The organism is Streptosporangiales bacterium, assembly GCA_009379955.1.
Taxonomy (GTDB): Bacteria; Actinomycetota; Actinomycetes; order Streptosporangiales; family WHST01; genus WHST01.
Window position 1 is genome coordinate 1 of sequence record WHST01000110.1, and the last position, 22737, is coordinate 22737.

The 22737-nt window shown below is 71.9% G+C and carries 19 protein-coding genes and 1 pseudogene; 14 read left to right on the forward strand and 6 right to left on the reverse strand.

Annotated elements, in window-relative coordinates:
• Positions 1-261 precede the first annotated feature (261 nt).
• Positions 262-972 carry an SDR family NAD(P)-dependent oxidoreductase gene (locus GEV10_25155; GenBank protein MQA81722.1) on the reverse strand — a complete coding sequence of 237 codons (711 nt, stop codon included), beginning with the start codon at positions 970-972 and terminating at the stop codon, positions 262-264.
• A gap of 55 nt (positions 973-1027) precedes the next feature.
• On the opposite strand from GEV10_25155, the gene GEV10_25160 reads away from it, so the two are divergent.
• A complete protein-coding gene (locus GEV10_25160) occupies positions 1028-1444 on the forward strand; it encodes a MerR family transcriptional regulator (protein ID MQA81723.1) in 417 nt (138 codons plus the stop codon).
• Between the two features lie 4 nt (positions 1445-1448).
• Here GEV10_25160 and GEV10_25165 read toward each other — a convergent pair whose 3' ends face one another.
• The gene (locus tag GEV10_25165) at positions 1449-2393 is read right to left on the reverse strand and encodes an SDR family NAD(P)-dependent oxidoreductase (GenBank protein ID MQA81724.1); all 945 of its coding nucleotides are present in this window, start codon (positions 2391-2393) and stop codon (positions 1449-1451) included.
• Between the two features lie 119 nt (positions 2394-2512).
• Here GEV10_25165 and GEV10_25170 point away from each other — a divergent pair, with 119 nt between their 5' ends.
• From GEV10_25170 to GEV10_25205, 8 genes are all read left to right on the forward strand, one after another.
• Positions 2513-3094 (forward strand): TetR family transcriptional regulator, encoded by a 582-nt coding sequence (locus tag GEV10_25170; GenBank protein ID MQA81725.1) that lies wholly within the window; start codon positions 2513-2515, stop codon positions 3092-3094.
• A gap of 42 nt (positions 3095-3136) precedes the next feature.
• Entirely contained in the window at positions 3137-3928 is a 792-nt protein-coding gene (locus GEV10_25175; GenBank protein MQA81726.1) for a hypothetical protein, read from the forward strand.
• Between the two features lie 112 nt (positions 3929-4040).
• The gene (locus GEV10_25180; GenBank protein ID MQA81727.1) at positions 4041-4760 is read left to right on the forward strand and encodes a hypothetical protein; all 720 of its coding nucleotides are present in this window, start codon (positions 4041-4043) and stop codon (positions 4758-4760) included.
• Positions 4761-4772: 12 nt separating this feature from the next.
• On the forward strand, positions 4773-5294 hold the full coding sequence (locus tag GEV10_25185) for a hypothetical protein (GenBank protein MQA81728.1): 522 nt from the start codon (positions 4773-4775) through the stop codon (positions 5292-5294).
• Between the two features lie 4 nt (positions 5295-5298).
• Positions 5299-7335, forward strand: coding sequence for a hypothetical protein (locus tag GEV10_25190; GenBank protein ID MQA81729.1), 2037 nt, complete (start codon positions 5299-5301; stop codon positions 7333-7335).
• Positions 7002-9092 carry a hypothetical protein gene (locus GEV10_25195; GenBank protein MQA81730.1) on the forward strand — a complete coding sequence of 697 codons (2091 nt, stop codon included), beginning with the start codon at positions 7002-7004 and terminating at the stop codon, positions 9090-9092. The genes GEV10_25190 and GEV10_25195 overlap by 334 nt, the downstream gene beginning before the upstream one ends.
• Positions 9089-10246 carry a hypothetical protein gene (locus GEV10_25200; protein MQA81731.1) on the forward strand — a complete coding sequence of 386 codons (1158 nt, stop codon included), beginning with the start codon at positions 9089-9091 and terminating at the stop codon, positions 10244-10246. Before GEV10_25195 ends, GEV10_25200 begins: the two co-directional genes overlap by 4 nt.
• Positions 10247-10262: 16 nt before the next feature.
• Positions 10263-13691 carry a DUF87 domain-containing protein gene (locus GEV10_25205; protein ID MQA81732.1) on the forward strand — a complete coding sequence of 1143 codons (3429 nt, stop codon included), beginning with the start codon at positions 10263-10265 and terminating at the stop codon, positions 13689-13691.
• Between the two features lie 18 nt (positions 13692-13709).
• On the opposite strand, the gene GEV10_25210 is transcribed toward GEV10_25205, so the two are convergent.
• Together GEV10_25210 and GEV10_25215 are read right to left on the reverse strand one after the other, a co-directional pair.
• A complete protein-coding gene (locus tag GEV10_25210) occupies positions 13710-14447 on the reverse strand; it encodes a hypothetical protein (protein MQA81733.1) in 738 nt (245 codons plus the stop codon).
• Positions 14396-14875: a hypothetical protein gene (locus GEV10_25215; GenBank protein MQA81734.1), complete on the reverse strand. Its 480-nt coding sequence runs from the start codon at positions 14873-14875 to the stop codon at positions 14396-14398. Before GEV10_25215 ends, GEV10_25210 begins: the two co-directional genes overlap by 52 nt.
• 427 nt (positions 14876-15302) lie before the next feature.
• On the opposite strand from GEV10_25215, the gene GEV10_25220 reads away from it, so the two are divergent.
• On the forward strand, positions 15303-15884 hold the full coding sequence (locus tag GEV10_25220; GenBank protein ID MQA81735.1) for a hypothetical protein: 582 nt from the start codon (positions 15303-15305) through the stop codon (positions 15882-15884).
• Between the two features lie 89 nt (positions 15885-15973).
• On the opposite strand, the gene GEV10_25225 is transcribed toward GEV10_25220, so the two are convergent.
• Positions 15974-17137 carry an amidohydrolase family protein gene (locus GEV10_25225; protein ID MQA81736.1) on the reverse strand — a complete coding sequence of 388 codons (1164 nt, stop codon included), beginning with the start codon at positions 17135-17137 and terminating at the stop codon, positions 15974-15976.
• 76 nt (positions 17138-17213) lie between these two features.
• On the opposite strand from GEV10_25225, the gene GEV10_25230 reads away from it, so the two are divergent.
• The 4 genes from GEV10_25230 (at position 17214) to GEV10_25245 (ending at position 22160) form a co-directional block, all read left to right on the forward strand.
• On the forward strand, positions 17214-18464 hold the full coding sequence (locus GEV10_25230; protein MQA81737.1) for a phosphatidylserine/phosphatidylglycerophosphate/cardiolipin synthase family protein: 1251 nt from the start codon (positions 17214-17216) through the stop codon (positions 18462-18464).
• A 125-nt stretch (positions 18465-18589) separates the two neighbouring features.
• Positions 18590-18802, forward strand: coding sequence for a hypothetical protein (locus GEV10_25235; protein MQA81738.1), 213 nt, complete (start codon positions 18590-18592; stop codon positions 18800-18802).
• On the forward strand, positions 18802-21504 hold the full coding sequence (locus tag GEV10_25240) for an AAA family ATPase (GenBank protein MQA81739.1): 2703 nt from the start codon (positions 18802-18804) through the stop codon (positions 21502-21504). Before GEV10_25235 ends, GEV10_25240 begins: the two co-directional genes overlap by 1 nt.
• A gap of 98 nt (positions 21505-21602) precedes the next feature.
• A complete protein-coding gene (locus GEV10_25245; GenBank protein ID MQA81740.1) occupies positions 21603-22160 on the forward strand; it encodes a DUF664 domain-containing protein in 558 nt (185 codons plus the stop codon).
• Between the two features lie 142 nt (positions 22161-22302).
• Here GEV10_25245 and GEV10_25250 read toward each other — a convergent pair.
• A pseudogene (locus GEV10_25250) lies at positions 22303-22578 on the reverse strand (hypothetical protein).
• Positions 22579-22737 lie beyond the last annotated feature (159 nt).

Genomic DNA, 22737 nt, shown 5'->3' on the forward strand with positions numbered 1-22737 from the left:
ACGTGATCAACGTGGACTTCACCTCGTGCCGGGACGAGGTGAAGTCCACGTCGGTGAGGTGAAGCTCCACCGACGACCCTCGCAGCGCACCCGTGAACGGCACCCTCACCATGCCCCGACACGGTGAGGGTGCCCCTCACGGGTTGCGGCCGCGAGGCGACCGACACCACGACCGAGTCCACCCTTGTCACCCGCCCGGTGCCGCCGCGCCAGCGGCGATGGATGACTGACAACTCACCTCAGGCGGTCGCACGCCGTGCCTCATCTCGGGGAGCCCACCGGGCGGACGGTGATGGTGTTGACGTCGACGCCGGCCGGTTGGGTGAGCGCCCACTCGATCGACGCGGCGAGCTGGTCGGCGGGCAGGTAGCCACCCGGCCGGTCGCTCGTCGGGCCGCCGACGGGGTCGAAGAGGTTCGTGTCCACCGCGCCGGGGATGACCAGCGTCACCCCGACACCGTCGCCGGTGACCGCGAGGCGGGTGTTCTCCGCCATCCCCGTGACCGCCCACTTGGTCGCGCCGTAGATGTTGCCCGCAGTGTGGATGACGCCCGCGATGCTGCCCACGAGGACGATCCGCCCGCGGGTCTCCCTCAGGGCCGGCAGTGCCAGCCTGATGAGCAGCGCGGGTCCAAGGACGTTCGTCAGCACCATGTCGCGCCAGCCCGCGGGATCGCCGTCGGCGAGGGAGTCGTGCGTGGCGTACGCGGCGTTGGCGACGGCGGCGTCGAGGCGCCCGAACGTCGCGATCGTCGTCTCCACGGCTGTCGTCACGGCATCGAGGTCCGCGGCGTCTCCCGCAAGCGTCAGCAGGTCGTCCGGTCTGTTGACGTCGGCGGCGAAGCGGTCGAGGCGGTCCTTCCTGCGTGCGGTGACGGCGACGCGATGGCCGCGGTCGAGCAGACGGCGTGCGGTCGCGGCCCCGATACCACTGGAGCCGCCGGTGATCAGGGTGACGGGCGAGTCGGTCATGCCAGGAAAGCTAGGTTCTAGAGCCGGCTCTAGGTCAAGCCGTACGCTGACCGGCATGACCGACCGTGCCACCGGGCTCAGCATCGGACAGGTCGCCGAGCGGACCGGCCTGAGCGTCCACGCCCTGCGCTACTACGAGCGCGAGGGCGTCCTCGCCGACACCGTTCGACGCGACCGGGGCGGCAGGCGCGTCTACGGCGAGGACGACGTCGAGTGGCTCGCCATGTGCGCGAGGTTCCGCGAGACCGGCATGCCGCTGCCGGCGATCCGCCGGTACGCCGACCTCGTCCGGCAGGGCCCCGGCAACGAGAAGGAGCGGCTCGCGGTGCTGCGCGAGCATCAGGAGCGGGTGAGCGACCGGATCCGTGCGCTCGGCGAGTGTCTCGACGTGATCGCGTACAAGGTCCGGGTCTACGAGGACCACCTCGACAACGGCACGGCCGACCGGCTGTGGAGCGGGTCCGAACCCTGATGCCCTAGCCGAGCAGCTCGACCGAGACCTGCCAGAGGCGTTCGGCGGCCTCGGGGTCGAGGGCGTATGCGGCAACACCACGCCGCGTGCCGGGCCGGTGCGGCTCGGCCTCGTCGCAGTCCTCGAAGTAGCGCCCGCCGACGCCGTCGAGCAGCGGCGAGGCCGCGGCGAGGACCGAGGTCGCTGCGCCCTGCTCCGGCGTCTTCCACGCGACGGTGGCCGAGTCGCCCGCCTGCCTGCGGATCCGGTCGAGCTCCTCGTCGGTGACGTGCCGCTGCAGGTTGGTCCTGATCATGCCGGGCATCAGGGCGTTGGCGGTGATCCCGTCGCTCGACCACCGCCTCGTCGCCTCGACCGCGAAGAGGACGTTGGCCGTCTTGGACTGCCCGTACGCCAGCCAGGGGTCGTACGCGCGCCGCTCGAAGTGGAGGTCGTCGAAGACGACGCGGGAGCGCAGGTGGGCGGTCGAGCTGACCGACACCAGGCGGGCACCACCGGCCGAGGCGAGGGCGTCATGGAGGCCGGTGGCGAGCGCGAAGTGGCCGAGGTGGTTCGTGGCGAACTGCAGCTCCCAGCCCTCCGGCGTGCGCTTCTCGGGGCTGGCCATCACGCCGGCGTTGTCGACGAGCACGTGGAGGGGGCCGTCCCACTGGTCGACGAACGCCCGGACCGAGGCCCGGTCCGCGAGGTCGAGCCCCGCGACGAGGATCCGCGTGCTGCCCGTGGTCCCGGCGATGTCGTCGGCCGTGCGCTTCCCAGCCTCCGTGTCGCGTACCGCCAGGGTGACCTCGGCGCCGGCGCCGGCGAGCGCGCGGGCGGTCTCGACGCCGATGCCCGAGGCCCCGCCGGTCACGACGGCGTGGCGTCCGGTGAGGTCGACTCCGGCCACGACCTCGGCGGCGGTCGACGTGGCGGAGAACGGGGTGGTGAGACGTGCGGAGGTGGTCATCGCTGCTTCCTGTCCTGCTCGTGGCACGGCGGAGACCGCGCCGGTACGATGAATCGGAGGTGGCTCCGCTTAGAACTTAACCGGAGGTTCCTCCGATTGCCAAACCCGAGGAGGAGCCGGTGCCGGACCCGGGCGACCGTCCATTGCGCGCCGACGCGCGGCGCAACCGCGACCGCCTGCTCGACTCCGCCGTCCGCGCGCTCGCGCAGGACGGACCCGAGGTCACGCTCGACGCGATCGCCAGGGACGCGGGCGTCGGCATCGGCACGCTCTACCGGCACTTCCCCACGCGCGAGGCGCTGGTCGAGGCGGCGTACCGCAACGAGCTCGCGAAGCTGTGCGACGCGGTGCCCGACCTGCTGGCGTCGATGCCGCCCGACGAGGCCACCCGCACCTGGATGGACCACTTCGTCGACTACATGACGACCAAGCGCGGCATGGCCGACGCCCTGCGCGCCGTCGTCGCCTCGGGCGGCAACCCGTTCGCGCAGAGTCGCGACCGGCTCACCGCGGCGATCACCGACCTGCTGAAGGCGAGCGTCGACGCCGGAGCCATCCGTGCGGACGCCGACCCTGACGACGTGCTCCTCGGCCTCAGCGGGGTGTCCCTCGCCACCGGCGAGCCCGCGCAGCGCGCGCAGGCCCATCGCCTGCTCGACCTGCTGATGGACGGCCTGCGCTACCGCGCCGACGGCCGCTGACGGTCCCGAGCGTCTGTTGACAGCTCCACCCGCCTGGCTACGATGAGCCCGGTCGTGGTCGCCCTCGGTGAGCTGTCGTCACCGGGGGCCCGGGGTGGAGGGGCTGGCGTGGCCGACGCGTTCGAACGCGCCTGGTCCGCCGTCGCCGCCCACGTGGCGAGGTACGCCCACCGTGTGAGTCGCCATCGTGCCGACGCCGACGACCTCTACCAACGCGTCGCGATCCGCGCCTGGCGCGGACACGACGGCTTCCGCGGCGAGTCCGGCTACCTGGCGTGGGTCATGGCCATCGCCGCCCGGGAGAGCACCAGGCTCGGGTCGTCGCGGGCGCGACTCGAACGCAGGGAGCCGTCGCCCGACGACGTCCCCCACGAGGTACGCAGGCGCGAGGCCCTGGACGCCGCCGACGAGGTCGTGCCGCCGACCGACGCTGGTTGGCTGGGCGCCGTCACCGAGCAGGCGAGGAGACACAACGTCCTCGCCGGCCTGGAGCACTCCGTCGTCATCGCGCGGTTGCGGCACCCCGACCACCCGTGGCAACGGATCGGCGACGACGTCAGCGCCACTGCCAACGCGTGCGCGGTCGCGCACTTCCGCGCGGTCCTCAAGCTGCGCGTCTTCCTCTTCGAGCACCGGCTCGACCTCCTCGGCGGGAGGGGCCTGGTGTCCTCCGCGTACGAGCGCGCGTTGACCGGCGACGATCCGCTGACCCCCGCAGAGGCCGACGCCTTCCGCGCCGTCGTGCTCGATGAGTCCGGCAGCCGGCGCCGCGGCTGGCAGACCGCGCTGCGCGGCGCGTGCGCGAAGGTCATCAGGCACCTCGACCCGCCCTGAACGCGGATCGCACGGACTTCTCCCTCGAACCCGGTAATGAGAGGTCCGCGGCGAGGGTCTACACCTGTGCAACGCCCTCGACGGTGGGCGCGGGACAGGCAGGAGACGCGACATGAGCCATGACGGCCCGTACGGATGGTCGGGGGACGTGCCCCCGGACATCGCGTCGATGCCGGCGGACGTCCTGAGCGACGTGCCGACCGTCCTCGACGTCCTCCCCGACGGCAGGGAGACCGTCGTCATCGGGGACGTCGACGGCCTGGCCGACTTCACGCACCCGCAGGGCGACAACCCGTACGGCTTCCTCGGTACCTGTGGCCTCTGCTCGTGCGAGGGCATCCTGCGGCAGTTCGGCATCGAGGTCACCGAGGCCGACGTCGTCGAGCATGCCATCCACCACGGCGAGTGCCACATCTCGGACGACCCCACTGCGTGTGGCGGGACGACGGTCGGCGACCAGGTCGCCATCCTCGGCGACTACGGCGTGCCCGCCCACTACGAGACCGGCGGGTCCCTGGAGGATCTCGCCGCCGGCCTCGAGCAGGGCCGCGGCATCATCATCGAGACGAACGCCGGTGTGCTGTGGGACGACATCAACGCCTACGACAACGGCCAGATCAACCACGCGATCGTGGCGACGGGTGTCGCCCGCGATCCCTCGACCGGTGAGATCCAGGGCTTCTACGTCAACGACAGCGGCACCGGCGAGGCAGGACGCTTCGTCGACGCCGCGACGATGCGTGAGGCGTGGATGGACCCGGGCGGGGTCAGCGTCGTGACCGACATCGTGCGCGCAGGCACGCCCGCCGCCCCAGGACCTTCGGCCGGATAGAGGATCAGCGAGATGACAACGCCCACGAGCTTCATGAGCTACGACGAGATCGGCAAGGCGTTCGCCGACCACCCGGTCCGCCTCGCCGAGATCCCGGTCGAGCACCACGTCTCCACACCACTGCCGACGCTGCGTTGGGGACGTCCCGCCTTCGCCGCCTTCGCCGCTCCCGCACGGCGGGTGCCGCGGCAGCCGACCGAGCTGAGCACGCCCGACCGGTGGCTGCTGGTCGACGCGTCGCACGGCCGACTGGTGGCGTACGACATGGTCGCCGCGGTGCCGTTCGCGACCGACCTCCCCGCCGGCCCCGTCACCGCCGTGCCGGCGCGGACGTCCGTGGCCGCCGCACGCGAGGACCTGCGGATGCTCGGCGAGCTGATGGACCAGGTCGCCCCCGCGTTCCTCGCCGGAGAGGACGGCGACGCCACCACGCGCCGCGATCTCGCCGAGGTGCTAGGCGCCGTCCTGCCCGCCGCGACGGTGCCCTGGTATCGCGCGCTCACGCCGGACTTCTTCGCCTGGTTGGAGGGGTAGGACGATGACGGACACCGACACCACGCCGCTCGCGGCACTGATGCACAGCGGCCTGAAGCTGACGAAGTCCGACGCTGCCGACGCGATCCTCGGGCTCGCCTCCGTGGCCGACGGGCTCGACATGCGGGAGACGGCGGACCGGCTGCGTGACACCGAGCAGCAGCTCCAGTCCGACACGTTCAACCTCATCGTGATGGGGCGCTTCAAGAACGGGAAGTCGACCCTGCTCAACGCCCTGCTCGGCGGAACCACCACCGAGGTCGACCTCGCCGGGCACAAGGGCCCGATGGTCGTCGACGATCTACCGGCGACCGCCACCCTGACCGGCGTGACGTACGCCGAGGATCCGTACGTCAAGGTCTGGAGCTTCGACGGGCAGTCGGACAGGTGGCCGCTCAGCCGCTACCTGCGCGAGTCGATCCTCGACACCGACCAGGAGCAGAGCGAGGAACGGTTCAGGAACATCAGGGAGTTCGAGATGGGATTCCCGGCCAAGCTCTGCCAGGCCGGCGTCACCGTCTTCGACTCCCCGGGTCTCGACGAGCACCCCACCAGGACGCAGGTCACCCGCGACGCGACCAAGCGGTGCGACGCCGCGATCGTCGTCTACAGCACGCACGCGCTGATGGGTGAGAACGAGATGATGGACGCCGCGAACCTGGTGGCCTCGGGCACCCGCGTCTTCACCGTCGTCAACCTGTGGGGTGACCGCGCGGTCGACGACCGGTTGAAGGGCTACGTCTGGAACCGCTACGTCCGCGACCACCAGGGCGGGCCCGCCTGGGACCCCAACAAGGACCCCTCGTCGCGCGACATCTACTTCGTCAACGCCAAGCAGGGACGCGACGCCCGCTACGAGCAGGACGGGGCCGGTGCCGCCGAGTCGGGGCTCGCGGCCCTCGAGGAGCGGCTCGGCCGCTTCCTCATCCGCGACCGCCGCTACGTCCACCTGACGAAGTACGTGACCCAGGCCGACGGCCAGGCGCTCGCGATCGAGCAGCACATCCACCAGCGCAGGAAGGCGGCCGAGACCGACCAGGCCAAGCTGAGCGAGGCGTACGAGCTCATCGCGCCGCGTCTCGCCGAGATCGGCACCAGGCCGGCGAAGCTCCCGCCGATCATCGAGCGCTTCCGCGCCGAGGCTGAGTCGACGCTGCGGTCCAGCTTCACCGCCACGGTCGCGGAGATCAGGCGTGACCTCCCCGAGCACCTGGAGACCCTGGAGCTCACCTCCACCCAGGGCTTGGTCGCGTCGACGCTCAAGCCGTTCCAGCAGAAGAAGATCGCCAGGGAGATATCCAAGGCCATCAGCGACTTCGTCTCCGGCCGCATCGCGCGCTGGGAGGGGGAGGACGTCCCCGGAGTGCTTCGTCCCGTCCTGGAACGCCTCTCCACCGAGGTCGAGAACGAGATCAAGACGATCGGGCACCAGTTCGACCAGATCCACTTCACGCTGACCGGCTGGGAGGTCGACGCCGAGGCCGCGCCGATCGTCGGCCGTACCGAACGGATCCTGTCCGCGATCCCGCACGTGCTGCTCGGCGACGTAGCAGGCGCGGTCGCGGGCGGCGCGGGCGGCTGGCGCGGCGCGGTCGGATCGGCGGCCGGTGCGTTCGGGGCCGGGTTCGTGCTGACCGCACTCGGGGTCAGCCCACTCGCGCCGATCTTCCTCCCCGCCGCGCTCGCCGCGTCCCTCGTCCTCGGCGTGTGGGGCGGGGGCAGGGGGCTCGAGGGCCGTGCGAAGAAGAAGCTCATGCAGGACGCGGACGAGCGGATGCTGGAGCCCCTCCCGGAGGAGATGGCGCCGAGGATCGAGGCCACGCTTCGGGAGAGCTTCGCCCAGGTCCAGACGATCCTCACCGGCGAGGTCAGCGCCCTGATCGAGGAGGAGCGGCGCAACATCGAGGAGATGGTGGAGCTGAACCGGCGCGACCACGCCGAGCGCGAGCGGATGACGGTCGCCCTCGACGAGGCGGCTGCGGCGTTCAACGGCCACCGGCTCGCTTTGCAGAAGTCGCTCATCCGCGCGCGGGAGGTGTGACCGGTCCCGTGGTCCCGGCGCTGAGTGATGCGGTCGAGGTGCTCGCACCGACCGTCGCCGCGCTGCCGCCCGAGCTCGCGGGCGCGGTCGCGTACCACTGGGGCGACGAGCTGCCCCGGCGGACGGCAGACGACCTGCGCGCGATCACGGCCGCGTTGCTCGACGATCCCGTGACCGTCGTCTTCGGCGGCCACTTCAGCTCGGGCAAGTCCACCCTGCTCAACGCCCTGCTCGGCCGCACCCTGCTCCCCGCGAGCGACTTCCCCGAGACCGGCGCCGCGTGCTGGATCAGCGCCGGCCCGGCGGACCGCGTCGTGGCGGTGACGCCGTCAGGACCGGTCGATCTCGCCGTCGACGTCTCCGCCATCGCGCACGAGGTCTCGCTCGTCGACGCCGAGGGTGACTACCGCGAACGGGTCGAGAAGGTGCGCCGCATCCAGGTCACCGTCGCCGGTGGCACGCCGGCGCCCGGCGTGGTGTGGGTCGACTCGCCCGGCATCAACGACACCGCCACCATGACCGCGCGGGCGGCCGACGTCGCGCGTACCGGTGACGTGCTGGTCTGGGTCGTCACGTCACGGCAGGCCATGTCGGAGACGGAGCAGGCGTACCTCGCGACGTACGTCGCGGAACGCGGCGCCGACTCCCTCGCCTTCGTCGTCAACGCATTCCTCACCGACGACACCGAGGAGGAGTGGGAGCGCTTCCTCGGCAGGGGTGCGCGCGTGCACCGCGACCGCATCCGCGACGCCGTCGGCGAGGAGGAACCGGAGATCGCCGTCGTCTCCGCACAGGCGACCGCCGCCGCGCCAGGCGACTTCGGCGGTCCCGAGACGCGCCAGTTGCTCGCGAGCCTGGCGGACCCCGACCACCCGCGCGTGCGCGCGACACGGCTGACCCGCGCCGCCGCCCGGGTCGAGCGACTCGCCGGCGACGTCGACCAGCGCGTCCGGTACGAGCGGGCGCGCATCGACGCCGCACGCGCCGCAGCCGCGAACAGCCACGACGAGGCGGCGGCACGGCACGCCCACTTCACGTCAGCCGTGGCCGCCGCGGTGACGCGATGCTTCGAGCGGCACCGACCGTACGTCGAGCACTGCGGGCTGCAGGTCGCGCAGGAGATCGGCGCCGGGCGGCTGCGGCGCGACGGCTTCTACGGCTCGTGCCTGACGTACCGGATCCAGCTGGCGGTCAACGCGCTCGCTCTCGACCTCGCCGCGGCCGTCAACCGGTGCGCCGGCGAGCATTGGTGCGGAGTGCTGTCGCAGCACGCGTTCACCGCGTTGACGACGCACCTCTATCCCGGGTCGGTGGAGGTCCCCGTGCCCGACGGTGCCGCGGGCAAGGTACGTAAGAGCCTCGGCTCGCTCGGCGGCGCGGCGCGCGACAAGGTCGCCGACGTCCGCGTGCGAGGTGCGGGCCAGGTCACCGCCGAGACCTTCCGCGGGGCCAGGGACGCGGCGTCGGCGATCCGGCAGGACAAGGGTGGCGCGCTGCGCAGCGCGGCCGCGGTGTTCCGCGACCGGGTGACGGCGCAGGACGCCTCGGTCGCCGCGGCCCGCGTCGCGACGGACGGGCTGCTCGCCAAGCGCGACGCGGTCGTCCGCCTCGTGACGGACGACTGCCGCCCGCTCGCGGCGCCGGTCGCCGTGCCGGACGAGGCCCCGGTACGGGCAATCGAGGCGCTTCGCGACCTGCTCAGACAGCGGGCGGCACAATGTGTCGCGCTCACCCAACCCACGAGGGAGGCTCCGTGACCGGCGTCGTCGGCATCGACTCGCAGCACTCCTGGAGTGCCGTGGTGGTGAACGAGGTCTCCACCGAGGGCACGCAATGCTCGCCGGTGGGCGACGGGCGCCGTCACCTCGTCCCGCACGCGTACGACGACGAGGGCCGCTGGGGGACCGCGGCGGCCGAGGCGGCGCTGGACGGCTCACCCGAGACCTCACTCCTGTCCTGGCGGCGCGACCCGTGGACCGTGGCCTTCCTCGCCGGCGTGCGCGACCGGCTGTACGCCTACCTGGGCGACGTCGCGCCGACCGGCGCCCACGGCTACGCGATCTGCACGACCGAGCCCGCCGGACCGGAAGCGCCCGATGCCGCGACACTCGGCCGGACGTTCGCCGAGGCCGGGCTCCCCGACTGCTGGCTGGTGGATCCGGCAGCCGCCCTCGTCTGCCGGTGGCTCGCCGACGAGACATCCGGGCGTCTCGAACGACCGCGCACGGTGCTCGCCGTCGTGTGCGGTGAGGAGCGCACGACCGCCTCGGCCTTCCGGGTCGAGCCGACCGACGACGGGCGGGTGACCGTACGCCGGGACGGCACCCCGCCCGATCCGACCCCGCACGGCGTCGGGCCGTGGCATGCCGAGCTCGCCGACACCGTCGTCGAGCGCTGCCGGGAAGGCGTGCGGCGCGGCGACGCACTCGCCGTGCTCGACGGCGTCCTCGAGTTCGGTGCCCGCCTCCGTTCGCAGCGCGACCCGCTCGAGCCCGTCGAGTGGATGGGCCCGCTCGCCGACCGCATGTTCGCGACCCTGCAGGTCAGTCGCCGGTCGCTGGCGGGGCAGCACCAGGTGGTGGAGCTCACCGACGCGATCCGCGACCGGGCCGCCGAGGCGATGCGTACGGTCGACGACCCGGTCGACCTCGTCCTGGCGGGCGGTCTCGGCGCGGTCTGGCCGTTCGCCGCCGACACCCTCCAGGAGCACGCCCCGGTCTGGCAGAGCCGACGTCCGGAGCTCGACCTGGCCGTCGGCGCCACGTGGTGGCCGGCACTCGCCGCGCGGTTCGGCACGGACGCGCACCCGATCGAGGTCGCCCCGGCCCCCGCCGTCGAACAGCTTGCGGAGCCCGTGCGCGAGCCCGACGCTCCCGCGACCGAGGAACGACCGCCCTGGCTGAGGGACTGACTGTGGAGGACGGCTCGTGACCGACCAGCAGCTCGACCTGGTGACTCCCGGGACCATCGCCGAACGCGGCGAGGTCTCGGACGCGGCCGTCCCGCAGCTCCTGCTCTGGTTGCTCGAGCGCCGCTTCCTCACGGACTTCGAGCCGTCGCGGTGGCGGGTGTCCGGCACGCCCGACGACGCCGCGCGTCCGCTGCTCCGCGAGGTGCTCGGCCTGGCCCGACCGCAGCCCGGGCAGGACTGGCGCGGTGCGCTGGCGCACGCGCTGACCGCGAGCCACTGGAACGGTCACGCGGTCACCATGACCGTCCACGGTGACGGGACGCGGCACCGCGTCATGCTCGGCGGGCGGCGCCTCTCCGGTCGCGCACGTGGCGGCACCGACGACTTCCTCGCCGGGCAGGCGAGCGTCCTGCGTGCACACGTGCCAGGCCTGGTGCTCGGCGAGACGACACGCCTGGACGGCGACTCCGCACCCGACCTGTCGGCATTCCTGCACAGCGCACCCGCGCTCGCCGTCGTCACCGGAATCCCGTCACCGCGTTCCGGCGCGGGCGCCGCGGAGTTCCAGAGCCTCGACCGCCTGATCGGCGCCGTCGGCCGCGGCCGCTACGCCCTCAGTGTCGTGGCGGAACCGCTGTCCGCCGAGGATCTCGACGGCACGCTCGACCTGTGCCGCCGGCTGAAGGGCGAGATCCACTCCCAGGTCGGCGGCACGCGCACGACGCAGGAGAGCACTACCGACACCACGCCGGTGGGCGACGGGGACGCCTCCGACGCGCGCGACAAGTCCAAGTACCTGTACGCGATGGCGGTGTTCTGCGCCGCGTCCGGCGTCCTCGCTCCGCGGATCAGCCGACTGGTGCAGCCGGCCATGCTGGCGACGAACCTGCTGCCCCGTGACCGGCCCGCGCCGCAGCGTTCTCACGCGGAGCAGCGCGGGGAGTCGTCGAGCGTCAGCCTGCTCGACGCCGAGGCAGAGGCGTGCGAACGGCTGCTCGACCGGCACATCGACCGGCTCACCGCCGCGCGCAGCAACGGGTGGTGGCGCACGTCCGTCTACGTCGCGGCCGACGGCGAGGCCACGCTGGAGGCGGTCACCAGCGCATTGCGCAGCATCGGCAGTGGCGACAGCACCGCGCTCGACCCGCTGCGCGTCGTTCGTCCCGACCCGTGGACCGTACGGTCCGCGATGATCCGCGGGCAGGCCCTGCGGCTGCAGCCCACGTCCGACGACCTCGGCCACCCGCTCGGCGGCTCGTACGACACGCTCGGCACCTGCCTGACGTCCGACGAGCTCGCGGTGCTGATCAACCTTCCGCGCCGCGACGTCCCCGGCCTGCCGATGCGCGACGTCGGCGAGTTCGCGCTGTCGGCGCCCGCGGCCACCGACGCGAGCATTACCGTCGGCGCGCTGCAGGACTCCCTGGGCAACGACCTGCAGCCGGTCAGCCTCACCGCGGAGGCACTCAACCGCCACGTCTTCATCACCGGCATGACCGGCTACGGGAAGACCACGACCGCGCAGAACCTCCTCGTCGAGGCGTACCGCGAGCTCGAGGTGCCGTTCCTGGTGATCGAGCCCGCCAAGGCCGAGTACCGGCAGCTCGCCGACCATCCCGCACTGCGCGGACGGCTGCGCGTGCACGCCATCGGCTCCGACGCCGCCGCCCTGCCGTTGCGCCTCAACCCGTTCGTCCCGATCGAGGATGTGCCGCTCGCCCGCCACATCGACCTGCTCAAGGCCGTGTTCAACGCCGCCTTCCCGATGTTCGCGGGCATGTCGTACGTGCTCGAGGAGGCGATGCTGGAGATCTACACCGAACGCGGCTGGAACCTGTACACCTCGGCGAACGACGTGCTCGGGCCGACACCGAGCCCGGCAGACCTGAGCGCGCTGACCCCGTCCATCGGCGACCTCACCGGCAAGATCGAGGAGGTGCTGGAGTCGAAGCAGTACGCCCGCGAGGTGCACCAGAACATGGGCGCGGCGCTGCGGTCACGGCTGCAGAGCCTCATGGTCGGCACCAAGGGCATGGCGCTCGACACCCGCCGCACGATCCCGGCGCACGAGCTGTTCACCCAGCCGACCGTCATCGAGCTGCGCAACCTCGGCGACGACGAGGAGAAGTCGTTCGTGATGGCCGTGCTGCTCTGCCTGCTGTACGAGTACGCGGAGTCGCGCCAGCACGCGTCGAACCGGGTGAGCGGCGAGCGGCTGCAGCACCTCACGCTCGTCGAGGAGGCGCACCGGCTGCTGCGCGCGTCGAGGTCGCCGTCCGGGCCGGAGACCCCCGACGCGCAGGCGAAGGCGGTGACCATGTTCACCGACATGCTCGCGGAGATGCGGGCGTACGGCGAGGGCTTCATCATCGCTGACCAGATACCGACGAAGCTGGCGCCGGAGACCGTCAAGAACTCCAACGTCAAGATCCTGCACCGTCTGGTGTCACTCGACGACCGCGCCATCGTCGCCGGTGCCGTCAACCTCACCGAGGCGCAGAGCCGGCACCTCAGCACGCTGCCGCCGGGCGAGGCCGTCGTCCACGACGAGCGCATCGGCTCGGCCGTGCTCGTGCGCATGCGCCCTGCGCAAGGCGGTGACGAGCCGGACACCGCGGCGGTCACGGCGCCGCGACCGCCCGACCTCTCCTTCCTGCACCGCAACGGTGCATGCCGTCGGTGCCCGGCGCCGTGCACCTTCCTCCACCTGACCGACGTGGCCAGGGGCACCGAGGAACTCGACGCCGCACTCGCACCGGTCTTCGACACCCTCCTGGTGTCGGGACCCGAGCAGGCATGGGGGGCCTGGAAGCGGTGGCGGACGGGCTGGCAGCCACCCGCACTCGGTGAGCGGCCGGCGCCGGCCACGGTGACGGGGGTGACGTACTGCGGGTCGTCGCAGTCCGCCCACCGGTGGCTGCAGCGCCTGCTCAGCGCACGCGGTGCCGCGGTCGGACGCCGCACGCTCGACGCCCGCGACCGGCTCCGCCAGGACCGCGCGTCCCGCGAGATCGCGCGCCTCTGCATCGCGTGGGCCGACGCGACCGAGCTCGGTGACGAAGGGAGGCAGCGGTTCACCGAGGTGCAGCAGTCGCTGCGCGCGCTGGTCGGCGAGCAACCGCCGCGGGAGCTGCCCGGCTGCGCCGACTGCCCTGCGCGCTGCCTCGTCCTGCCGTCGGTCGCGCCACACCTGCCAGACGTGGGCCAGGCCGTGGCCGCGCGGGCGACGTCGGACGTGTCCGTCGATACCCGGTTGCGCGGCCTGGAGAAGCTGGCCGAGGAGCGCCTACCGGAGACCTACGCGCAGTGGGCGTCTCGCGGGCGCGCGTCGGACCTGCTCTACTGCCTGGTCACGACGGCGACGGCGGACGGTGACGCCGCCGTCGACGCGGCACCGCTGCTCACCGCCCTGCGCGGCGACGAGACCCCCGCGTCCGAGAACTAGGGCGTCAGCCGGCTGTGCCTACCGCTTCCAGAGCCGCCTGGAGGCGAGCTCCGCACCCTCGGCCATCGTCTGCAGCTTGGCCCAGCCGAGCTGCGGGTGGATGCGGCTGCCGAAGCCGCAGTCCGCGCCGGCGATGACGTTCTCCTTGCCGACGCGGTCGGCGAACCTCGTGATCCGCTCGGCGACCAGCTCGGGGTGTTCGATCGCGTTGGTCGCGTGCGTGACGACGCCTGGCACGAGGATCTTGCCGTCGGGGAGTTTCACGTCCTCCCACAGGTGGTACTCGTGCTCGTGCCGGGAGTTCGCCGCCTCGATGACGTACGCGCCGGCGCGCACCTGCAGCACGATGTCGACGATGTCGGCCAGCGGGATGTCGTGCTTGTGCGGACCGTGCCAGCTGCCCCAGCAGATGTGGTACCTGATCCGGTCCTCGGGCAGCCCGTCGAGCGCGTGGTTGAGCACGTCGATGCTCTCCTGCGCGTAGCGGCGGTACTCGGCGAGCTCCAGGTCGGGCCGCCGGTCCCACTGCGCCGGGACCCAGGCGTCGTCGACCTGCAGGAGGAAGCCGGCGTCGATGATCGCCTTGTACTCCTCCCGGATGGCGTCGGCGAGCGCGCGCATCATGTCGTCCCTGCTGGCGTAGTGCTCGTTCGCGAGGCCGACCTCGATGCTGGCCGGCGCGACGACCGGCAGGAACGCCTCGGTCACGTCCGTGCCGTCGATCGCGGCCCGCAGGTTCTCGATGTCGCGGCGCACTGCCTCCGGCTTGTACGTGATCGGGCCGGTGACGACGGGCTGGGTCGTGATGGGGCGAAGAAGTACGCGTCCTCCACGAAGCCGAAGAGGGTCTGGCTCTTCTCCGCCCAGGCGTAGAACTCGTCGAACTCGTCGCGGTCGCGACCCTTGAGGTACACCTCCTCGGCCTCCGACCAGTCGCGGCTGCCGATGCCGTCGAGCCGGTCGCGGACGTACCACATCCACAACGTCTTGCCGAACTCCCCGTCGTCGACGATGTCGACGCCGAGCTCCCGCTGACGGCGTACGACGTCGGCGACCGCGGACCTCAGGAGCGCATGTGCCTCGGGCGAATCCTCACCCTTGTGCACCATCGCCTCGGACAGGTCGGCCGGACGCTGCAACGCGCCGACGTGAGTGGTCAGGATCCGGTCGATGCTGCGTTGCATGACGTCTCCTCGCGCCTGCGGCTGCGCGGGGGAGGCCTGCACCCGCCTGGGACTTTGGGGCAACCGCAGCTTGACGGTAGCGAGCGGACCGTGTGCCCGCAAGAGTCGTCAATCCCGCAGCACGTCGCTGTCGACGGCCTGCTGCACGCGTGCGCGTGGCGGATACGCCGCCCACGGTGCCAGCCTCACCGCACGAGTGACACCGATCTTCCGCCCCACGGAACGGCGGGTGGCCGACACCGGCCAGGCGCACGATTTCGAGACGCCGGCCGGTAAACCTCACGCTGCTTTCGCTCGTCCACGCGCGCGCATAACCATCGAATTTGCACCCTCATTGAAATTCGTCGAGATATCGGTAAACCCCGACAGGTCTGGCACGCGTCATCCCCCTCGTACACACGAACACGATCGAGCAAGGGGGCAGGAGATGTCATTCATGCGTCGTCTGGGTATGGGGATCGCCGCCACGGGAGTCGCACTGCTCACCGCAGGCGTCGGAGCCGGCGTGGCGCACGCGGACGGACCCGACACCACGAAGCGGACCGTGACCACCATCGAGGGCGCTCCATGGGTCACCCTCGACGAGGGCGACCGCAACTACCGCGTCGCCGCCGTCCGGTGCTTCCTCGACCAACTCGGCTACTTCGAGGGCTGCGACCCGACCGCCGACCTCGGTGACCTCTACACCCCTGAGCTCACCGCCGCGGTGGAGCAGTACCAGGTGGATCGCGACCTGCCGATCAGCGATCGCGTCGACACCGAGACGTGGGCCACGCTGCGCACGGACGTCGGCGTCGTCGAGCGCGGGGACTCCCGCACGGACACCGTCAAGGGCCTGCAGTACGCCCTGACGGTCCTGGACGAGCCCGTCGACGTGGACGGGCTGTACGGCTCCAAGACCGAGCACGCGGTCGAGGCGTTCCAGGAGCGCAAGGAGATCGGCGTCGACGGCGACGTCGGACCCCTCACCTTCCGCGCGATGTTCGCCAAGGGCGCCCAACAGGGCTGACGCCCCGCCCGCAGCCGCCTCGTGTCGGTCCCTCAGGGACTCGGGTACGGGGCGGCTCCGCGCGTTCCATAAGCGCCCGCATTGCGACCCTATTGGTGTCGATAATCCTCGGTCAGGCCGTACACGCGGCGCGCGTTGTCTCCACCGATCATCGTCAGTACGCGCACCGCGTCGGCCTCGGACCACTCGCCGGCGTCGACGAAGCCGCGCAGGACGTTCGCCATGCCGCGCCGCCAGAGCAGGGCGCCGAGGTGGTGCAGCTCGGCAGGTCCCCAGGCGTCCGACGAGAAGAGCACCTTGCCGAACGGCGCCAGCTCGAGCGACTCGGCGATCACGGCGGACGCGCGGGCGCCGGTGTAGGGCACGCCGAGCCCGATGTCGAACCAGACGTGGGGGAACACCGCGGCGAGGTAGCCCGCGTGGCGGTGGAACGGGTAGTTGTGCAGCAGCAGGATCGGCACGCCGCGTTCTGCGGTGAGGTGCAGGAAGCGGGTGAGGTGCAGCGGGTCGCAGCGGTGCAGTTCGAGGTCGGGGTCGCCGAAGCCGGCGTGGAACTGCACCGGCAGGCCCCGGTCGACGCCGGCCCAGACGAGCGCGCGGAGGAGTACGGGATCGGTCACCCGCGGAGCGCCCTCGCCGCCGTCGAGTGAACGCAGCCAGCCGCCCGCGGCCGCGACGACCTCGGCGTCGGTCGGCGGCTCGGGGTCGAAGTCGAGGCCGTACCGATACGCGACCACCGACTTCGTACCGACCGTGGCCGCGGTGCGTTCGGCGAGCGTCTCCCTCAGCCGCCGCGGGAACTCCGCCGCGCCGACCCCGGCGGCGGCGAGCTCCTCGGCGAGCGGCTCCAGCCGGACGATCTCGTCGGCGCGACGACCCGAGGCGGCGCGCATGCCCTCGACGTCGAGGACCGCGCCGGCTCCGATCCCGGTGTCGACGAGGAAACGGTCGACGCCACTCGCCCCGAGCAGCCGGCGGTTGACCTCGGCGGCGCCGAGCGCGTGCCGGCGGTCGAGGTAGTCGTCCGCACTCGCGTGCGGTTCCAGGTCGAGCAGCGGCGCGCACCAGCGGCGGACGGCGAAGCCGACCGGCGAGTCGAAGGACGTGCAGCCCGGCGGGCCGAGCCGGTCCGACTCGGTGATCGCCAGCTCGAACTCCGGACGGGTGAGATCGGCGGTGAACGCCCCGTGGACGTGGTGGTCGACGAGCGGCAACGCCTCCGCGGTCTCCTCGATCGTGCGGTCGGACGGCATCGGTGCTCCTCACCTGGGCGGTGCCTCACCCGGTGCGCTGCGGCGTCCCGGGTGGGGCCTGTCCTACATTGCACCAATGAGCTTTCGCCGACACCCCGCCGTCGCCGTGGCGCGGACGGCCGTCCGCCGGGGGCTGGTGGGGCTCGTCTGCACCCAACTGGCGGTCGCCGCGACGCTGGTGGGCATCGACCACTGGCGCAAGCGGTTCAAGCCACGACCGGTGCACTTCCCGCACACGGAGCCGGCGAGCTTCCCCGTCGGCAGGTCGACGGTGACGACGTTCACGTACGGTGAGGACCTCTACGCCGACATGCTGCGGTCCATCAAGGCCGCCAGGGAGACGATCTACTTCGAGTCGTTCATCTGGAAGGGCGACGAGGTCGGGCAGGCGTTCAAGGACGCGCTGGTCGAGGCGGCCGACCGCGGGGTGCAGGTGTACGTCATCTACGACGGCTTCGCCAACCTCGTCGTCCCACCGTCGTTCAAGCGGTTCCCGCCGTCCCTGCACGTCCTGGAGTACCCGATCGTCCCGTCCGGGCTGCTCTTCAGCGTCCGGCGCTCGGGCCGCGACCACAGGAAGATCGTCGTGGTCGACAGCGAGGTCGGGTACGTCGGCGGTTACAACATCGGCAGCCTGTACGCGACCAAGTGGCGCGACACGCACCTGAAGATCGTCGGCCCCTCGGCGTGGGACCTGCAGAACGCGTTCGTCGACTTCTGGAACATGCACAGGACGAGGAAGCACCCGGTCATCCGCGACGACGGCGCCGCCGAGTGGGAGGCGCAGATCCGGGCGTACCGGAACGTGCCCCGCCAGCTCACGTTCCCGATCCGGGGCATGTACCTCGAGGCCATCGACCGGGCGCAGCACCGCATCTACCTGACCCAGGCGTACTTCATCCCGGACCGCGAGATCCTGGCCGCGCTGCTCGCGGCTGCCAGACGGGGCGTCGACGTGCGCATCCTCGTCCCCGAGGTCTCCAACCACGTCGTCGCCGACTGGCTCTCGCGTGGCTTCTACTCCACCCTGCTCAAGGGCGGGGTGAGCCTGTGGCTCTACCGCGACGCGATGGTGCACGCGAAGACCTGCACCATCGACGGTCGGTGGACGACCGTCGGCACCGCGAACATCGACCGACTGAGCCTGACCGGCAACTACGAGATCAACGTCGAGGTCTTCGACGAGGAGCTCGCCGCGCACATGGACCGGGTGTTCCTGACCGACAGCGAGAACGCCAGGCAGCTCACCGCGGAGGAGTGGCGGCAGCGCCCGTTCGTCGCGAAGTTCAGCGAGACGGTGCTCGCGCCGCTGCGCCCGTTGCTCTAGGGATGCCTAGGTGGGTCTCGTGACGGCCTAGGTACCGCTGACCTGCGGATCTACGTCGTCGCGCCCGATGGCACGGGCCCCTTCCCGGCGAAAGATGGGGAACACGGACAGAGAAGGAGAAGGACATGTTCCCCCACCCGGACGCGATGTACGCACAGATCCGAGACCACCAGCGCGACCTGCTCGCCGAGGCGGCGCGCAGTCGCGTGCTCACCGCCGCGCTGCGCCGGCGGCGTGCGGCGCGGAAGGCTGCCGCACCCGCGGAGTCGGCGCCGCGGTCGGTGCCCGAGAGTACGCTGGCCGCGTGCGGAGAACGCGCGGCGGCGCCAGCCAGGTGATGATCGGACGCGATCGCGAGCTGCGCCGGCTGAGGCGTCTCGTGCGTTCGGCCGAGCCGCAGGTGGCGATCGTCGCCGGGGAGCCGGGTATCGGCAAGACCCGGCTCATCACGGAGCTGCTGGCCGGACTCCCCGCCGACAGGGTCGTGCTCGTCGGGCACGCCGAGCCCGGATCGCTGTCGCGGCCGTACGAGGTGCTGCTCGACGCGGTCGACGGACGTGCTGGCGTCGACGCCGACCGGCTCGACGCCCTCGGCGACGCGGCACGGAGCCCGGTCGAGCGGCTGCACGCCGGCGTCGACATCGTGTGCGACCTCGTCGGCGACCGGCCGGCGGTGCTGGTCTTCGAGGACCTGCACTGGGCCGACTCCGAGAGCACCGCACTGTTCGAGCGGATCGCCGACCTGCCGGGCCCGCGCCTGCTCGTCGGCACCTACCGTCCCGAGGAGCTGACCAGTCGCGACCCGGCCGCCGCGCTGCTCGACCGACTGGAGCGCCGGCACACGGTCACGCACGTCGGCCTGGAACGCTTCACCGAGTCCGACACCGCTGCGCTGCTGGCCGCGGCGACCGGGTCTCCGCTCCCGTTCCGCACCGTCGTCGCCCTGCACCAGCGCACCGGCGGCAACCCCTTCTTCCTCGAGGAGCTCGTCCGTGGCTTCGAGGGCGCCAACCTCGAAGAGGTGGATGACCAGCCACTGCCGTGGAGCCTCGCCGAGATCCTCCGCCGGCAGGTCGACGAGCTCGACGAACGTACACAACGCGTCGTCGAGGCCGCGGCCGTGCTCGGTCACCGGGTGCCGTTCGACCTGCTCGCCACCGTCGCCGAGGTCGGTGAGGACGAGCTGATCGGCGCGCTGCGCGACCTCGTCGCCCGCGGCGTCATGGTCGAGACGGGCGACGACGACTTCACCTTCCGGCACGCGCTCGTCCGCGAGGCCATCACCGGGCGGCTGCTCGGCCGGCAGCGGCGCCGCCTGCACGAGGCCGCGCTCGAGGCCCTGCTCTCCGGCGGCGGATCCGACCCCGCGATGGTGGCCCACCACGCCCGGGTCGCGGGCAGGTACGACGACATGGTGACCGCCGCCCGTACCGGCGCCGCGCTCTACCTCTCGATCGGCTCGTCGTACCAGGCGCTCCGGCTCGCCGAGATGGGCCTCGACGAGGCCCCCGACGACGCCGGCCTGCTCGCGTCCGCGGCACAGGCGGCCTGGCTCGTCGGCCTGATCCACGACGCCTCCGGGTACGCGCAGCGGTGGCGGTCCCACGCGACGACCGACGCCGAGGACGCCGAGGCGCTGTTCCTCATGATCAGGCTGGCCCATGAGTCGCAGGCGCCCGATGAGATGGAGGCGTTGACCCGCGAGCTCGAACGGCTCGTCGAGCGCGTCCCTCGCGGGCCCGACCAGGCGCGGGCCATGACGGCGATCGCCCAGTCCGCGATGCTGCGTGACCGGATCGAAGAGGCGGTGACCTGGTCCGACCGCGCCCTCGCGCTCGCCGACGAGCTCGACCTGCCCCGCGTCCGGCTGGCCGCGCTCGTGGAGAAGGGCACGGCGCTGACGTTCGGCTGGTCGGGAATCGAGGAGGGCAAGGCGCTGCTCCTCGAGGTCGTCGAGGAGACGGAGAAGCTCGGTGAGTGGGTGCTCGCCGCGCGGGCGCTGCACAACCTCGTCCAGGAGGTCCCCGACATCACCCCGGCCGAGCACACCGAGCTGCTCGAACGGATGCGTATCGACGCGGAGCGCGCGGGCTTCGAGTCGCTCGCGGTCGCCTCGTACTACCAGGGCCTCGCCCGCATCGCCGTGCAGCAGGGTGACCTGGCCGGCGCGATCGACGCGCTGGAGCAGGGACGCGACCGCGAACGCGGATACCAGTACCGCGGCGGCCGTGCCGACAGCCACGCCATCTTCCTCGCCGGTCTCTACCTCGAGGCGGGGGAGCTCGACCACGTCGCAGGGATCATCGAGGCCGTCCGTCCATTGCCCGGCTATTCGGGCGCGGTCGTCCCCTCACTCGCGTTCCACCTCGCTTGCCGCCGCGACGAGCCCGAGGTGGCCGCGCGCCGGCTCGACGAGGTCTTCGAGGCGGTCGCCGACCAGGCCTGGCGTAGCGGGTCCCAGGCGCACGACCTGGTGTCCGCGGCGCTGCACGTCGGACTGCCCCTCACGACGCTCACCCGGATGCGCGACGAGCTGCTCGACGGCAACGTCCTCGAGTACTACCGCGACCTGGTCGACGCGCAGATCGCCGAGGCGTCCGGCGATCTCGACACCGCGTTCACGGGGTACCGGACGGTCTCGGAGGTCTCGTACGCACCGCCGTCCGCGATCGGCACCGCGCACGTGGGGATGGCACGCTGCCTGCTCGCCGGCGGCGATCGCGAGCAGGCGATCGGGCAGGTGCGGGCAGCGGCCGCGGCGCTCGACCGCTGGGCGGGCTGGCGGGTGGCTCAGCTCGCGCAGGTGCGGGCGAGGCTCGGCCTCGCCGGCGACAACGACGGCGCGGTGAGCGGTCCCGCCGCGCTGACCCAGCGCGAGCGCGAGGTCGCCCTCCTGGTCGCCGACGGCATGACCAACGCCGAGCTCGCCAGGCGGCTGTACATCTCGCCGAAGACGGCGGCCGTGCACGTGTCGAGCATCCTGCGCAAGCTCGAGGTCGCCTCGCGTACCGAGGTCGCGGGCGCGCTCGCCACCCGCTGACGGGTCTTCGGCCGGCGGTTTCCGATTGAGGACCGAACCTGGCCGCAATGCTTCCTAGGCTGGAGTCATCAACAGCGCATACCCCGAAGGAGCCCGAGATGGTGACTCTCGTCGCCCGCGAGACCGACGAACGCGACGCCCTGCTGAACTACCTCGAGGCGCAGCGCGGCGCGCTGCACCGCGCGGCGTACGGCCTCACCGAGGAGCAGGCGCGGCAGACGCCCAGCGCGAGCGCGCTGTCGGTCGGCGGCCTGATCAAGCACCTCACAAGCGTCGAGTTCTCCTGGATCCAGACCAACATCGCCGGCCGCACCGACCCGGACGCGCCGACCGAGGAGGCCTGGGGCGACAACTTCCGCCTGCTCGACGACGAGACGCTGGAGGGTATGCAGGAGCGCTACCGACAGGTGGCCGAGGAGACAGAGAAGATCATCCGAGCGCTGCCCGACCTCGACCAGGAGTACGAGCTGCCGAAGGCGCCCTGGTTCCCCGACGAGCCGCGCACGGCGCGCTGGATCCTGCTCACCATGATCCAGGAGACGGCGCGGCACGCCGGGCACGCCGACATCGTCCGCGAGTCGCTGGACGGCGCCGACGCGTTCACCCTGATCGCGAAGTCGTCGGGCTCCGCGATGCCCTGGCTCGACGCCGACTGAGGTCTTCGACGGAGCGGTCCCACGCCATCGGCGGAGGCCGCTCCGTCGTCCGCGGACCGCGCTACGCCCCGGCGTCGTCGGCGTCGACGTAACGGGCGAGCACGCGCAGCTCCGCGCGCATCCGCTCGACCCGCGCCGGGTCCCCGTGCCGCTCGTAGTCCGGCAGCGCGGCGCGACGCTCGTCGACGTCCCGTCGCACGATCGCGACGACATCGCCGGCGTCGAGCGGACGCCGAGGGACGTCACGCGCGAGGCCGACGTCCCCCATCGGCGCGGCCGTCGGGTCGCGCTCGGGTACGGCGACGGCCTCGGCGTTGGCGATGGCGGCCAGCGCCGACCTGAGGGCCGACACGGCCGCGGCATCGCGCTCCTTCATCGCCGTGCGCAGATCGGCGCGGAGCTGGTGTCGTAACGGCATGGTCGGACCTAGGAGGTGCCGTCGATGAGTTCGCTGCGTGCGGAGACGACCCGGATGGTGAAGGTGGTGTTGCGTCCGATGGTCTGTAGTTCGCCGGTGTTGTTGTCGGAGCCGGTCCAGTCGGCGTCCCAGTTCGCGGTGACCCGGATGGTGTAGGTG